This is a genomic window from Hydrogenophaga sp. 70-12, from assembly GCF_001897365.1.
Lineage (GTDB): Bacteria > Pseudomonadota > Gammaproteobacteria > Burkholderiales > Burkholderiaceae_C > Hydrogenophaga > Hydrogenophaga borbori.
On sequence record NZ_MKSS01000164.1, the window covers coordinates 1 to 13522 of the forward strand.

The 13522-nt window shown below is 66.4% G+C and carries 13 protein-coding genes and 1 tRNA gene; 2 read left to right on the top strand and 12 right to left on the bottom strand.

The window, feature by feature from the left end; genetic code table 11:
- Window positions 1-49: 49 nt before the first annotated feature.
- Complete coding sequence (gene ispF, locus BGO22_RS09900) at window positions 50-532, bottom strand: 2-C-methyl-D-erythritol 2,4-cyclodiphosphate synthase (RefSeq protein ID WP_070399982.1); 483 nt, start codon at window positions 530-532, stop codon at window positions 50-52.
- Window positions 529-1251, bottom strand: a complete 723-nt coding sequence (ispD, locus tag BGO22_RS09905) for a 2-C-methyl-D-erythritol 4-phosphate cytidylyltransferase (protein ID WP_070400116.1) — start codon at window positions 1249-1251, stop codon at window positions 529-531. The genes ispF and ispD overlap by 4 nt, the downstream gene beginning before the upstream one ends.
- Before the next feature lie 78 nt (window positions 1252-1329).
- Here ispD and mfd point away from each other — a divergent pair, with 78 nt between their 5' ends.
- Window positions 1330-4821 (top strand): transcription-repair coupling factor, encoded by a 3492-nt coding sequence (gene mfd / locus BGO22_RS09910; protein WP_070399981.1) that lies wholly within the window; start codon window positions 1330-1332, stop codon window positions 4819-4821.
- Window positions 4818-5546, top strand: coding sequence for a phosphoserine phosphatase SerB (gene serB / locus BGO22_RS09915; protein ID WP_070399980.1), 729 nt, complete (start codon window positions 4818-4820; stop codon window positions 5544-5546). The genes mfd and serB overlap by 4 nt, the downstream gene beginning before the upstream one ends.
- 264 nt (window positions 5547-5810) lie before the next feature.
- Here the strand turns inward: serB and BGO22_RS09920 are convergent, their stop codons facing one another.
- From BGO22_RS09920 to pheT, 10 genes are all read right to left on the bottom strand, one after another.
- Window positions 5811-5993 carry a hypothetical protein gene (locus BGO22_RS09920; protein WP_286850546.1) on the bottom strand — a complete coding sequence of 61 codons (183 nt, stop codon included), beginning with the start codon at window positions 5991-5993 and terminating at the stop codon, window positions 5811-5813.
- Between the two features lie 362 nt (window positions 5994-6355).
- Window positions 6356-6937: a DUF3987 domain-containing protein gene (locus BGO22_RS09925; protein WP_286850549.1), complete on the bottom strand. Its 582-nt coding sequence runs from the start codon at window positions 6935-6937 to the stop codon at window positions 6356-6358.
- On the bottom strand, window positions 6900-7655 hold the full coding sequence (locus BGO22_RS09930; RefSeq protein WP_286850551.1) for a toprim domain-containing protein: 756 nt from the start codon (window positions 7653-7655) through the stop codon (window positions 6900-6902). The genes BGO22_RS09925 and BGO22_RS09930 overlap by 38 nt, the downstream gene beginning before the upstream one ends.
- Window positions 7655-7933: a hypothetical protein gene (locus BGO22_RS09935; RefSeq protein ID WP_070399977.1), complete on the bottom strand. Its 279-nt coding sequence runs from the start codon at window positions 7931-7933 to the stop codon at window positions 7655-7657. Before BGO22_RS09935 ends, BGO22_RS09930 begins: the two co-directional genes overlap by 1 nt.
- Before the next feature lie 10 nt (window positions 7934-7943).
- Window positions 7944-8186: a helix-turn-helix transcriptional regulator gene (locus BGO22_RS09940; RefSeq protein ID WP_254668181.1), complete on the bottom strand. Its 243-nt coding sequence runs from the start codon at window positions 8184-8186 to the stop codon at window positions 7944-7946.
- 769 nt (window positions 8187-8955) lie between these two features.
- The gene (locus tag BGO22_RS09945) at window positions 8956-10197 is read right to left on the bottom strand and encodes a tyrosine-type recombinase/integrase (RefSeq protein ID WP_070399976.1); all 1242 of its coding nucleotides are present in this window, start codon (window positions 10195-10197) and stop codon (window positions 8956-8958) included.
- A gap of 193 nt (window positions 10198-10390) precedes the next feature.
- Window positions 10391-10467, bottom strand: a tRNA-Pro gene (locus BGO22_RS09950).
- 37 nt (window positions 10468-10504) lie between these two features.
- Window positions 10505-10966 carry a MerR family transcriptional regulator gene (locus tag BGO22_RS09955; protein ID WP_070399975.1) on the bottom strand — a complete coding sequence of 154 codons (462 nt, stop codon included), beginning with the start codon at window positions 10964-10966 and terminating at the stop codon, window positions 10505-10507.
- 125 nt (window positions 10967-11091) lie between these two features.
- Entirely contained in the window at window positions 11092-11418 is a 327-nt protein-coding gene (locus tag BGO22_RS09960; RefSeq protein ID WP_009517529.1) for an integration host factor subunit alpha, read from the bottom strand.
- A gap of 29 nt (window positions 11419-11447) precedes the next feature.
- The coding region (pheT, locus tag BGO22_RS09965; RefSeq protein ID WP_286850559.1) for a phenylalanine--tRNA ligase subunit beta at window positions 11448-13522 on the bottom strand (2075 nt) is incomplete at its 5' end.

Genomic DNA, 13522 nt, shown 5'->3' on the forward strand with positions numbered 1-13522 from the left:
CATGAAGCTGCGCCGCGCGCCGGGCTGAGCGCCGCCCGGCGTCTGCCGCTCAGACCTTGAACAACAAGGCCACGGCGCGGGCCTCGATGGCCTCGCCCTGCCCCACCGGCCCCATCTTCTCGGCCGTCTTGGCCTTCACGTTCACCTGGCCCACCGCCAAGTCGAGCAAGGCGGCGATGCGCTCGACCATGGCCGGGATGTGCGGCGCCAGCTTGGGCGCCTGCGCAACCACGGTGCTGTCGAGGTTGCCGATCTCGTAGCCTTCGGCGCGCACGCGCCGAGCGGCCTCGGCCAGCAGCGCACCCGAGTCGGCGCCGCGGAAGCGCTCGTCGGTGTCGGGAAAGTGGCGGCCGATATCGCCCAGCGCGGCGGCGCCGAGCAGCGCGTCGGTGATGGCATGCAGCAGCGCGTCAGCGTCGGAATGCCCCAGCAGGCCATGCGTGTGCGGCACGGTGATCCCCCCCAACACCAGTGGGCGACCGGTAACCAGGCGGTGGATGTCCCATCCTTCGCCGATGCGGATGGCGTTCATGTGCGGCTCCTGAGGATGGCTTCGGCCAAGGCGAAGTCGTACGGGTAGGTGACCTTGATGTTGCTGGCGCGCCCTTCCACCAGGCGCGGGCGCCGCCCGGTGCGCTCGATGGCGCTGGCCTCGTCGGTGATGCCCTCGAAGCCGGTGGCTCGCGCCATCAACAGCGCGTCCAGCAGTTCGCCCAGGCGGAACATCTGCGGTGTCTGTGCCAGCCACTTGTGGCGGCGCTCGATGGTGCGCGCCACGCGGCCGTCCACCTCGTCCTTCAGCGTGTCCGGCAACGGCAGCGCCAGCAGGCCGCCCACCGGGTCGCTGGCGCAGGCCTCGATCAGCGCCGTCACCTCCTCGGGCGTGACCAGGCAGCGCGCGGCGTCGTGCACCAGCACCCAATCGGCATCGGGCACGCCGGCTTCGCGCAGGGCCTGCAGGCCATTGAACACGGTTTCGGCGCGCGTGGCCCCGCCGCGGCGCAGGGCGAGCACGCCGTCGACATCGCCGGGCCAGTGCGCATCGTCGGGCGCCAGCACCACCACGATCCGATCCAGCCTCGTCACGCCGCGCAACGCAGCCAGGGTGTGCTGCACCAGAGGCCGCCCCGCGATGGGCTGGTATTGCTTGGGCAGCGGCGCGCCCGCGCGCGAACCGGTGCCCGCGCAAGGCAGCAGCGCATGGCAGCGGGGCAAGGACGATGGGGCGTGGAAAGGGGAAGCAGCGCTCATGGGCGCCGCCATTCTAGAATTCACCCACACCCCCGGCCCGATCCGACCGGGGGTATTTGCATTGTTGGTACCGACCGAATGTCCCTCACCCTGCCCGCGCTGAGCCCCGGCAAGCGCCACACCCTGCCCCACCCCGGCGGCTCGGCCGACGCGCTGTGGTTGGCCCGCCTGGCCGAGCGCGAACAGCGCGACGGCCGGCTCACCGCCATCGTCACGGCCGACGCGAACGACGCCCGGCGCCTGATCGACGAGCTGGCCTTCTTCGCGCCCGATCTGCGCACCACGCTGTTTCCCGATTGGGAAACCCTGCCCTACGACACCTTCTCGCCGCACCAGGACCTCATCAGCGAGCGCCTGGCCACCCTGTGGCGCATCTCCCAGCGCGCGCAGGACGGCGGCGCCGACGTGGTACTGGTGCCGGCCACCACGGCGCTCTACCGGCTCGCGCCACCGTCCTTCCTGGCGGGCTACACCTTCCACTTCAAGGTCAAGCAATCGCTGGACGAGGCGCGGCTCAAGGGCCAGCTCACGCTCGCGGGCTACCAGCACGTCACACAGGTGGTGAGTCCCGGCGAGTACGCCGTGCGCGGCGGCCTCATCGACCTCTTCCCCATGGGCAGCCCGGTGCCGTACCGCGTGGATCTGTTCGACGACGAGATCGACAGCATCCGCACCTTCGACCCCGACAGCCAGCGCAGCCTGTACCCGGTGAACGAGGTGCGCCTGCTGCCCGGCCGCGAATTCCCTATGGACGACGCGGCGCGCGCGCGCTTTCGCAGCCGCTGGCGCGAACTGCTCGAAGGCGATCCGACCAAGAGCCGCCTATACAAGGACATGGGCAACGGGGTGGCCACCGCCGGCATCGAGTACTACCTGCCGCTGTTCTTCGAGGACACCGCCACGGTGTTCGACTACCTTGGCGAGGCCGCAACCTTGGTGCTGCACGGGGAGCTGGAGCCCGCCTTCCAGCGCTTCTGGCAGGACACGCGCGAGCGCCACCGCCTGCTGCAGGGCGATCCCGACCGCCCCATCCTGCCGCCCGACGCCCTCTTCCTCAACGCCGAGCAGTTCTTCACCCGGGCCAAGGCGCATGCCCAGGTGGTGATGCGCCCGGGCGCCAGCGACGTGAGCGACAGCGCATTCGCCCAGGCACTGCCCGATCTGGCCGTGGTGCGCGGCGCCGACGAACCGCTGGCCAAGCTGCAGGCCCACCTGCGCGCCAGCCCGCAGCGCGCGCTGATCTTGGCCGAAAGCGACGGCCGCCGAGAAAGCCTGCTCGACTTCCTGCGCGCCAGCGGCCTGAACCCGCCCGCCTTCGACAGCCTGGCCGAATTCCAGGCCAGCGAGGAAAAGGCCGGCATCGCCACCGCCGCCCTGGCCACCGGCTTCGCCTGGCTGGAAGCCGGCATCGACTTCGTCACAGAGACCGAGCTCTTCGCCGCCGGCCCCACCACACGCCGGCGCCGCAAGCAGGAGCAGGTGAGCGACGTCGACGCGCTCATCAAGGACCTGTCCGAACTCAACGTGGGCGACCCGGTCGTGCACGCGGCGCACGGCATCGGCCGCTACCGCGGGCTCATCAACCTGGACATGGGCGAGAAAAACGCCGACGGCACGCCCGCGCTGCAGGAGTTCCTGCACCTGGAATACGCCGACAAGGCCGTGCTCTACGTGCCCGTGAGTCAGCTCGGCCTCATCGGCCGCTACACCGGTGTCAGCGCCGACGAGGCGCCGCTGCACAAGCTGGGCAGCGGCCAGTGGGAGAAGGCCAAGCGCAAGGCCGCCGAGCAGGTGCGCGACGCCGCCGCCGAACTGCTCAACATCTACGCGCGCCGCGCCGCGCGCCAAGGCCACGCCTTCCGCTACTCACCGCAGGACTACGAGGCCTTCGCCAACGACTTCGGCTTCGAGGAAACCGCCGACCAGCGCGCCGCCATCCACGCCGTGGTGCAGGACATGATCAGCCCGCGGCCCATGGACCGCCTGGTCTGCGGCGACGTGGGCTTCGGCAAGACCGAAGTGGCGCTGCGGGCGGCCTTCGTGGCCGTGACCGGCGGCAAGCAGGTGGCCTTCCTCGCGCCCACCACGCTGCTGGCAGAACAGCACTACCAGACCCTGGTGGACCGCTTCAGCAAGTGGCCGGTGAAGATCGCCGAGATGAGCCGCTTCCGATCGCAGAAGGAAATCACGGCGGCCATGAAGGGCATCGCCGACGGCTCGGTGGACATCGTCGTTGGCACGCACAAGCTGCTGAGCGAGAAAGCCCAGTTCAAGAACCTGGGCCTGCTCATCATCGACGAGGAGCACCGCTTCGGCGTGCGCCACAAGGAGGCCATGAAGCAGCTGCGCGCCGAAGTCGACGTGCTGACGCTCACCGCCACCCCCATCCCCCGCACCCTGGGCATGGCGCTCGAGGGCCTGCGCGACCTGAGCGTGATCGCCACCGCCCCGCAGCGCCGCCTGGCCATCAAGACCTTCGTTCGCAACGAAGGCAACGGCGTCATCCGCGAGGCCGTGCTGCGCGAGCTCAAGCGCGGCGGCCAGGTCTACTTCCTGCACAACGAGGTCGAAACCATCGAAAACCGCAAGGCCAAGCTGGAAGAGATCCTGCCCGAGGCGCGCATCGCCGTCGCGCACGGCCAGATGCCCGAGCGCGAGCTGGAGCGCGTGATGCGCGACTTCGTGGCCCAGCGGTACAACCTGTTGCTGTGCTCCACCATCATCGAGACCGGCATCGACGTGCCCACGGCCAACACCATCGTCATGAGCCGCGCCGACAAGTTCGGCCTGGCGCAGCTGCACCAGCTGCGCGGCCGCGTGGGCCGCAGCCACCACCAGGCCTACGCCTACCTGCTGGTGCCCGAGATCGAAGGCCTCACCAAACAGGCCGCGCAGCGGCTGGACGCCATCCAGCAGATGGAGGAACTGGGCAGCGGCTTTTACCTGGCCATGCACGATCTGGAGATCCGTGGCGCCGGCGAGGTGCTGGGCGAGAACCAGAGCGGCAACATGCTGGAGGTGGGTTTCCAGCTCTACAACGAGATGCTCTCGGAGGCCGTGAAGGCCCTCAAGGCCGGCCGCGAACCCGACCTGCTGGCGCCCTTGTCCGTCACCACCGACATCAACCTGCACGCCCCCGCCCTGCTGCCCAACGACTACTGCGGCGACGTGCACCTGCGCCTGAGCTTCTACAAAAAGCTGGCCACCGCCCGCAGCGCCGAGCAGGTCGATGCCCTGCTGGAGGAAATCGTCGACCGCTTCGGCAAGCCGCCGGCGCAGACGCAGACCCTCATCGACGTGCACCGCCTGCGCGTGCTCAGCGCGCCCTATGGCGTGGCCAAGGTCGACGCGGCGCCGGGCGTGATCAACATCACCTTCAAACCCAACCCGCCCATCGAGCCGATGCGCATCGTCGAGCTCATCCAGAAGCACAAGCACATCAAGCTGGCGGGCAACGAGAAGCTGCGCATCGAGCGCGCGCTGCCCGAGGTGAAGGACCGCGTGCAACTCGTGCGCGACGTGCTGCGCGCCCTGGGCCAACCCCAAAAGACCACCACCGAAACCGCATGACCGCCCCCGCCACTTCCATCGCCCCCGGCCTCACCGTGCGTGGCTTCACGCCGCCGCTCAAGCTCCGCGACTTCAAGCTCATCGCCTTCGACATGGATTCCACGCTCATCAGCATCGAGTGCGTGGACGAGATCGCCGACGTGGTCGGCAAGAAGGCGGAGGTCGCCGCCATCACCGAGGCCGCGATGCGCGGCGAAATCACCGACTACAAGGACAGCCTGCGCCGTCGTGTGGCCCTGCTCAAGGGCGTGACCGTGGCCGACATGGAGCAGGTGCTGGTCGAGCGCCTGCGCATCAACCCCGGCGCGGCCGAACTCGTGCGCGCCTGCCAGGACGCCGGACTCAAGGTGCTGCTGGTCTCTGGCGGCTTCACCTATTTCGCCTACCGTGTGCGCGACACGCTGGGCATCGACTTCGTGCGCGCCAACGTGCTGGAGATCGCGAGCGGCGCGAACTGCGGCGAACTCACGGGCCGCATGGTCGACCAGACCTGGGGCGACATCTGCGACGGCGCCGAGAAGCGGCGCACCCTGCTGGAGGTGGCCTCGCTGCTGGGCATCGAGCCCTCGGAGTGCATTGCCATGGGCGACGGCGCCAACGACCTGCTCATGATGGGCGCGGCGGGCCTGTCCGTGGCCTACCACGCCAAGCCCGCCGTGCGCGAACAGGCCATGGTGTCCATCGAAACCGGCGGACTGGACCGCCTGCTGGAGGTGCTGCGCTGAAGCGCGGGCGCCCGAGACAAAAGAAAAAGCCCGTCATCGCAAGATGACGGGCTTTCGCATAAATCGTGGCGGGATTCCAAGGAATCACCTAAAGCATTGATTTAAAACACATCAAAGCGCAGGATTTCGATTTCGTTCCCCGATTTGTTCCCCGGTCGAAGCCTCGATACCCTGCTCTCCGCACCGTTGAATCAGTGCTGCGGCGACGGCCAGCAAGTCTGCGGCAGCATGTCGCCAGCAGACCACAAGCCGCCGGTGCAAGCACTACTCGCACCACACCTCGCACTTGTTGCGGGTTCGGAGATTGAGCAATGTCGCGCTCACGCAGACCCCAAAAGGGCTTCCTTCCAGGAACATCACGTCGTCTCCCTCTTCCATGTTGAAGCAATAGGTTTTTGCCTCGAACTTTTCCCCGTTGATTACGAACAACTCGTCGTTGTGGGACACCTCGATTGGGTATGCGTCAGCACGCCGCACTCCACCAACACGCGGCACCGCGCCCTGGGGGTACTGTGCTGTCGGCGGCGCAGGATGTGCTCTCGGCGGTGTTACTCCCGACGTAAGCGCACGTATCTCGCGCTCAGCACAAGACCTGTAAATGCTTGGCCCGAGACTTTGCGGGCAGGACTGCTGCACCCACGCACGGTTCTCAGCACTCAGTCGATCAAGCGTAGGCATCCCAGCCTTCAGCGCATTCAACTCCCGAGACAAGCACGCAATGGTCAGATTTGGGCCCAATGAGGCAGGACAGCTTCTGTGTGCCCAGTTCCGATCCGATTCACTGAGGGCCACCCATCACGCGCCCCCCTTCAACAGCATGGGGTGCAACAGGTAGCGCTCGCTGGGCCTGCCACGGCCCAATGCATCGCCGGATTGCACGGTCTCACGCCCCAGCCACCGCCGGCCACGGCCTCGCGCACGTAGCTCTGCAACTTGCCGGGTTGAATGCCCCCCAGCATGGCCAGGCACACGCGCGGCACAAACGATTCGCCGCGCCCGATGCGGTCAACCGCGTGGCCTTGGTTGCCGTCATAGCCGGTCAGGTAGAAGCCCCGCGCCCCTTCCTGCCCTTGGCGATCCATGCTGCACAGCAGGCCGTGTATTTCATCGCGGTACACCAGCAGGCCCCATGCGTTCACCGTCAACAGGTCGGCCAGCTTTTCCACGGTGGCGTCGTTGACGACATAGCGCCGCATCGTGGGTTCCTCGGGCGCATCCACCGGGGCCAGCATCGCGCGGGCCTTGGTCGGTTCCTTGATGGCCAGCGCACGCGCCTGTTTCTCGTTGGCTTCTGCGGCCAGTTTGGCCACCTTGGCGTCAAGCTCCCATGCCTCATGCGCCGCCGCCCATTGCTCACGCTCGCGGGTTGCCGGGGGTGCGTGCGTCGTCATCAGCGGCCATGATGATTTTCAGCGCCGGGTGTTTGTCGCGCAGCGCCTCAACCACGGCCCGCAGGTTGCCCGCATTGAAGGCAACGGCCACAGCGTGCCCGGTAGCCTCATGAATGCTCGCGCCGGTGGCGTAGCCCTCGCACACGATCAACAGACCGTCAGGCTTGCCAATGGCGTGATAGCAGCCCTTCACCCGCCCGCCGGGTTGAAAGCGCTTCACTCCATCCGGTGCGATGCTTTGCAGGCTGTGCAGCATGCCCGACGTGTCGCGCATCGGGATCAGCAGGTGGTGCCCGCTGCACCTCACGCCGTGGGCCTCGATGCCTTTGCGGGTCAGGTAGTCATGCCCGGTGGCCGGCGTTGCGACCTTCCAGGCGAGCGCCGCCGCCTCGCGGGCCTGCTGCTGCACCTGGGCATGTTCGGCCTCGCGCTGCGCCTGCATGGCCCTGATCCGTTGCCGGTGGGCCTCGCGCTCAGCCGCCGTCATGTCGTTGTCGGCCTTCGCGCACCAGCTCGATTGCCGGCCACTGCGCCAGCACCCGAAGGCCCCGGCGGGTATGCCATCGCCATGCAACACGTACCAGCCAGAAGCGTCACCACGCCGCCCATTGGTGGGAAAGCGGTGCAATCGACCATCGGCCACTATGTCATCCGGTGGGGTTAAACCAGCGGCCAGGATTTCGGCGCGGAATTGTTCTATGGGGTCGGTCGCAACCATCACAACCGGCCCCCGATCTGTGCCAGAAATTGCGCCGCGTCGTGCAAGGTGGGCAGGTAGCGCACCAACCCCCAGCGTTCGACCCAGTAGGTCACTTTGCCGTCGGCCGGGTCCGTGCGGTGCAGCGAATGGCCACGCAACTCAAACGCCGCGCGCAGCCGGGAAAACGCTTTGTCGTTTCGCTCGCCGGTGGGAAAATCCAGATCGTTGATCGCGCCGCCTGCCGTGGGATTGCCGTCCCCGGTGGGCATTTCTTTTGGGGTGGTGTTGATCGCCATGTCCACCCCCTCAAGCCGCCATCAGCACGGCCAGCTTTTCCGCCCGCATTGCGTGCAACTGCTTCACCAGCGCCCGGATTTGCTCATCGCTTGCGCCAGCAACTCGCGCCGCGTTGATGGCCTTCACCTCATCATCGGGCCAGCCTACGGCCCTTTGTCCGATGGGTACGGGATTGGTGAAAAGTCCCGCCCTGATAGCGTTGTAGATACTCGCGTGCGAGCGGTGCCCGGTTTCGGCCTTGACGGCCGGCATACGTAGTAGTGACATAGTGAGTAAGCAAAAAAAAGCCCGCTGGGCAAAACCATGCGGGCATAAAAAAACCGGCCACCCTTGCGAGTTAGCCGGTCACGGTTTTGCCCTTGCGGGCAAATTCAGTCGATCACATCAAAGTGACAGATACAAACAAAAAGCCCGCAGATCGCGGGCTTTCAAAGAGTTAACGCCCCAAGGAAAGGGGTACAGGGAAAATTAGAGCGAGCAAGGCTTAAGCAACGGGTGGCCACCGTCATGCAGTGGATCACCCCCCCTTCAGAAGCCATATCGCCGGGAGGGAACGTAGGAACTGCTGCGGTAAGTTGCAGTAGCCCGGAAGAATCGCCGCGCGACACACTCAGCAGTGCGTGCAATCGGCTTCGATTTCTACAGGCGTGACTAATCCCCAAAATGGGGCGCCTCTTTTTGCTCTACCGCCAACACAGCGGCTCTGTCGGCATTGATCATCGGCGGTATGGGAAGGTGACAAAAAGACGCACCTCGCTCCGCCGGAGCGAAGAGTAACACACTTGTCTTTCTTTGTCGCGATGTGTTGTCCGCTATACAGGACAAGAACTAGGAAGCCACCAGAACTGGTGGTTTCAAAGCATCGGGACATAGCTCCGCCATCTTTCGACGTGCCCCTTTTTGCTGTTGGCCAGAACACCCGGCCTTTCTCGGCGGGCGGAGTTTAACGTGACTTCTCCCGATCAGGCAATGGACGTCTTTGGTAGCCAATGCCTGATGTAAATCGATACTCGTGCGCAGGCTAAGCGGCGCGATTCAGTTGAATCACATCAGCACCGGCAGCTAACTTGTCCAGGTAGTCCGCCCACCGCTGCATCATGTCTGCGCGTTGCTTCAGGTAGGTGGTGCGGTTGTAGGCACGCCCGTTGGCATCCTTCACCGCATGCGCCAATTGCGCCTCGATTACCAGCGGATCAAACTCCAGCACCTCATCCAACAGCGTGCGCGCCGTGGCCCTGAAGCCGTGGACGGTTTGCACATCGGGGCCATAGCCCAGCGTCAACAGCGCCGCGCGCAGTGTGTTGTCGCTGATCGGGATGGATCGGCCTTTCTCGCCAGGGAATAGCAGCACACCGTCGCCGGTGAGGTGGTGCAATTCGCGCAGGATCGCGACGGCCTGCGTGGGCAATGGCACCAAGTGCGGATCGCCGTTGGCCTTGCCGTCGTAGGTGCGTTTCATGCGCTTTGCCTGAATCGTCCACAGCGCCGCATCAAGATCGAACTCGGACCATTCCGCCGCGCGTAGCTCGGTCGGTCGCTGAAACAGCATCGGGGCCAGTTGCAGCGCCGCGCGCACCACAAGCCCGCCCTTGTATCCCCGGATGGCCCGGATCAACTCGCCCACCCTCACCGGGTCGGTAAGCGCCGCGAAGTGTCGGCCCTTGTGTGGCGTCAATGCGCCCTTCAAGTCCATCGCAACATTGCGGCCCGCCTTGCCGGTGGCCACCGCGTAAGCGAACACGCCCCGCGCCGTGGTGAGCACCCGGTGAGCCACATCCAGCGAACCGCGCGCCTCTACCCGTCGAAGTGTCTGCAACAACTCCACCGGCTCGACTTCGGCAATGCGCCGCTTGCCGATCCAGGGGAAAAGGTCTTTCTCAAGGTTGCGAAGCTCGCGCGTCTTGTGGTGAGCACTCCACAGCGCAGATTTTTTGCCGTACCACTCGCGGGCCACATGCTCGAAGGTTTCGCCCTCGCTCATGGCTTGCTTCAGCCGGTCCAGCTTGCGCGCTTGCACTGGGTCGAAGCCATCGGCCTTTTTCAGCTTCGCCGCATCGCGGGCTTTGCGCGCCGCCGTGAGCGTCACCGCTGGGTAACTGCCCAGCGCCATGCGAGTTTCCTTGCCGCTCACGTACAGCTTTTGAAACCAGCGCTTCGACCCCGCTGGCGAAACCTCAAGGTACAGCCCGCCGGAATCGGTCAGGCGCTCCCGCCGTTTGTCAGGTGGGCATGTGGCGTTTCTGCACTGGGCGTCGGTCAGCATGGGCGTTCCCCGGTCAAAACGGGGGGGTTGTTCCCCGGTCTGGGGAAAAACGGGGTTTTGTTCCCCGGTATGTTCCCCGGCGCCGTGCTGGCTGTCAATGTCGGTCCCTGTACGCCATAGCAGGATAAACCGTTGATTTGGCAAAGAAAAAGCCCGCTAGGTGGATGTTCCTAGCGGGCTTCGTCAGTACTAATGGTCGGCGTGGCGGGATTCGAACTCGCGACCCCTTGCACCCCATGCAAGTGCGCTACCAGGCTGCGCTACACGCCGACAAGCCTCGCATTATAGCCGGCAAAAAAGCGCGCTCTCAGGCCGATAGCCGAAGCAACTCACGAATCTCAAGCAGTTCGCGGCGCATGTCGCTCAACAGCGTGGGTTCGGCCGATGCCGCTGGCGCGGCGTGCGACACCATGGCCGACACCACGGTGGTGTCGTCGTCGTGGATGACGGCGTCCAGGTCGATCACGTCGATCGGATCTTCATCGTCCTGGCGGCGCTTCTCGCGCTCGGCCTGGGCCAGTTCCTGCAGCTTGTTGCGTGCACCGCTGATGGTGAAGCCCTGGTCGTACAGCAGCTCGCGGATGCGGCGGATCATCAGCACCTCGTGGTGCTGGTAGTAGCGCCGGTTGCCCCGGCGCTTCATGGGGCGAAGCTGCGTGAACTCCTGCTCCCAGTAGCGCAGCACATGCGGCTTGACGCCACACAGCTCGCCCACCTCACCAATGGTGAAGTAGCGCTTCGCTGGAATGGGGGGCAGCGATTTTTCCATGTAAATCAAGGCGGTAGAAACCGAAGCTTGAATTTACTCTAAGTCAGGAAACCCCGGGGACTACCCCGGGGCTTTTCGTGCGAAATGTTGTAAGCGACCCCTATCGGGCCGCGCGACAGCGCCGTTCAGCCGCCGATGACCGCCGCCTGCACCTGCTCCTTGAGCTTGGGACTGGCGTGGAAAGTGACAACCCGCCGGGCCTGGATGGCCACCGGTTCGCCGGTGCGCGGGTTGCGGCCCGGGCGGGCCGCCTTGGTGCGGATCTGGAAGTTGCCGAAGCCCGAGATCTTCACGTCCGTGCCATTGACCAGGCTCTCGGTGATGAGATCGAAGAAGGCGTCGATCATGTCCTTGGATTCCCGCTTGTTCAGGCCGATCTGGTCGAACAGCAGCTCGGCGAGCTGCGCCTTGGTGAGGGCGGGGGTTTCCAGGCTTTCGACGGCCAGTTCCATCGGGTTCTCCTTCTTGTCGGTGTCGGGGCTCAAGCGCGCAGACGGGCTTTCACGCGCTGCTGCAGGGACACGAGCGTCTGCTGCACGGCGGCTTCGATCTGTTCGTCGGCCAGTGTAGCGTCCTCACGGTTCATGACGAGGCGCACGGCCAGGCTCTTCTCATGCTCCGCCAGGCCGGGCACCGTGGCGCCTTTCTTCGGTCGGTAGACATCGAACAGCACGGCGTCCTGCAGCCAGGGGTTGCCGGCGGCGCGGATGGCGGCCATCACGGCGTCGTGCGAGACGGCTTCGTCGACCACCAGCGCCAGGTCGCGCTGCACCGGCTGGTGGCGGCTGACCGCGCGGAAGGCCGGCACCGGCCGGGCCAGCACGGCGTCGAGTTCCAGTTCGAACAGCACCGGCGCCTGGGGCAATTCGTATGCCTGGCGCCAGCGCGGGTGCAATTCGCCCACGTGACCGATGCAGCGGCCGTCCAGCCACACGGCCGCGCAGCGGCCCGGGTGCATCGCCGGGTGTTCGGCCGCGCGGAACTCGGCGCGGCGCGGCGCCAGCAAGGCCTCCACATCGCCCTTGGCGTCGAAGAAATCGGCTCCGCGATCGCTCTCGCCCCACTGCAAGGCGTTCAGCGGCCCGCCCGCGAGGCCGGCCACGCGCATGGGCTGGTCGAAGCCGGCCACGGTGGTGTCGCTGTCGGCCACGCCCGCGTCCTTGCGGAACACACGGCCGATCTCGAACAGGCGCACGCGCTCGGCGCGGCGGTCGAGGTTGAACTTGCACACCGCCACCAGGCTGCCGATCAGCGAGGAGCGCATCACGCTCATCTGGCTGGCGATCGGGTTGAGCAACTGGATCGGGTCGGCGTTGCCCGCGAGCTCACGCTCCCAGCGCTCTTCGACGAAGCTGAAGTTGATCGTCTCCTGGTAACCCAGCTGCGCGAGCTGGCGGCGCACGGCGAAAGCGCCGCGGCGCGCCTCGGGACGCAGCTTGGCGGTGATCGGCGCCAGCGGCGGCGCGGTGGGCAGTTGCTCGTAGCCCACGAGGCGCACCACTTCTTCGATCAGGTCCTCCTCGATCTGCAGATCGAAGCGGTAGAGTGGCGGCGTCACGGTGACCGTGCCCTCGCCCTCCTGCAAGGCCAGACCCAGGCGGCGCAGCGCACCCACGCACTGCGCCTGCGTGAGCGGCATGCCGATGACCTTGGCCGCGCGCGCCACGCGCAAGGTGACGGGCTTGGCCTCGGGCAGGCGCGCCACCTGGTCGTCCATGGGACCGGCCTGGCCGCCGCAAATCTCCAGCACGAGCTGCGTGATGCGCTCGATGTGCTCGACCGTCGTGGACGGATCGACACCACGCTCGAAGCGGTGGCCCGCGTCCGTGCTGAAGTTGTAGCGGCGCGACCGCCCGGCCACCGCCTTGGGCCACCAGAAGGCGGCCTCGATGTAGATGTTCTGGGTGTCGTCGGACACCGCGGTGGCGTCGCCGCCCATGATGCCCGCCAGCGACTCGACCGCCTGGTCGTCGGCGATCACGCCCACGCCGGCGTCCACCGCGATGGTGTTGCCGTTGAGCAGCTTGAGCGTTTCGCCCTCGCGCCCCCAGCGCACCTGCAGGCCGCCGTGGATCTTGTCGAGATCGAAGATGTGCGAGGGCCGGCCGAGCTCGAACATCACGTAGTTGGAGATGTCCACCAGCGCGGTGACGCTGCGCTGGCCGCAGCGCGCCAGGCGATCGACCATCCAGGCCGGCGTCTGCGCCCGGGTGTTCACGCCGCGCACCACGCGGCCGCTGAAGCGGCCACACAGGTCGGGCGCCTCGATGCGCACCGGCAGCCGGTCGTCCAGCGACACCGGCGCGGCCGGGAAGCTGGGCGCCTGCAGCGGCGCGCCGGTGATGGCCGCCACTTCGCGCGCGATGCCGTACACGCTCAGGCAGTGCGCCAGATTGGGCGTGAGCTTCAGGATGAACAGCATGTCGTCCAGCGCCAGCTGCTCGCGGATGTCGCGCCCCACCACGGCGTCGGCGGCGAGTTCGAGCAGGCCTTCGTGGCTGTCGGACAGCTGCAGCTCGCGCGCCGAGCACAGCATGCCCTGGCTTTCCACGCCGC

Bases quoted from the DNA above. Each gene is read 5' to 3' on its own strand.
- ispF (WP_070399982.1), bottom strand. From the start codon at position 532: ATGAACGCCATCCGCATCGGCGAAGGATGGGACATCCACCGCCTGGTT.
- ispD (WP_070400116.1), bottom strand. From the start codon at position 1,251: ATGAGCGCTGCTTCCCCTTTCCACGCCCCATCGTCCTTGCCCCGCTGC.
- mfd (WP_070399981.1), top strand. From the start codon at position 1,330: ATGTCCCTCACCCTGCCCGCGCTGAGCCCCGGCAAGCGCCACACCCTG.
- serB (WP_070399980.1), top strand. From the start codon at position 4,818: ATGACCGCCCCCGCCACTTCCATCGCCCCCGGCCTCACCGTGCGTGGC.
- BGO22_RS09925 (WP_286850549.1), bottom strand. From the start codon at position 6,937: ATGACGACGCACGCACCCCCGGCAACCCGCGAGCGTGAGCAATGGGCG.
- BGO22_RS09930 (WP_286850551.1), bottom strand. From the start codon at position 7,655: ATGGTTGCGACCGACCCCATAGAACAATTCCGCGCCGAAATCCTGGCC.
- BGO22_RS09935 (WP_070399977.1), bottom strand. From the start codon at position 7,933: ATGGCGATCAACACCACCCCAAAAGAAATGCCCACCGGGGACGGCAAT.
- BGO22_RS09940 (WP_254668181.1), bottom strand. From the start codon at position 8,186: ATGCCGGCCGTCAAGGCCGAAACCGGGCACCGCTCGCACGCGAGTATC.
- BGO22_RS09945 (WP_070399976.1), bottom strand. From the start codon at position 10,197: ATGCTGACCGACGCCCAGTGCAGAAACGCCACATGCCCACCTGACAAA.
- BGO22_RS09955 (WP_070399975.1), bottom strand. From the start codon at position 10,966: ATGGAAAAATCGCTGCCCCCCATTCCAGCGAAGCGCTACTTCACCATT.
- BGO22_RS09960 (WP_009517529.1), bottom strand. From the start codon at position 11,418: ATGGAACTGGCCGTCGAAAGCCTGGAAACCCCCGCCCTCACCAAGGCG.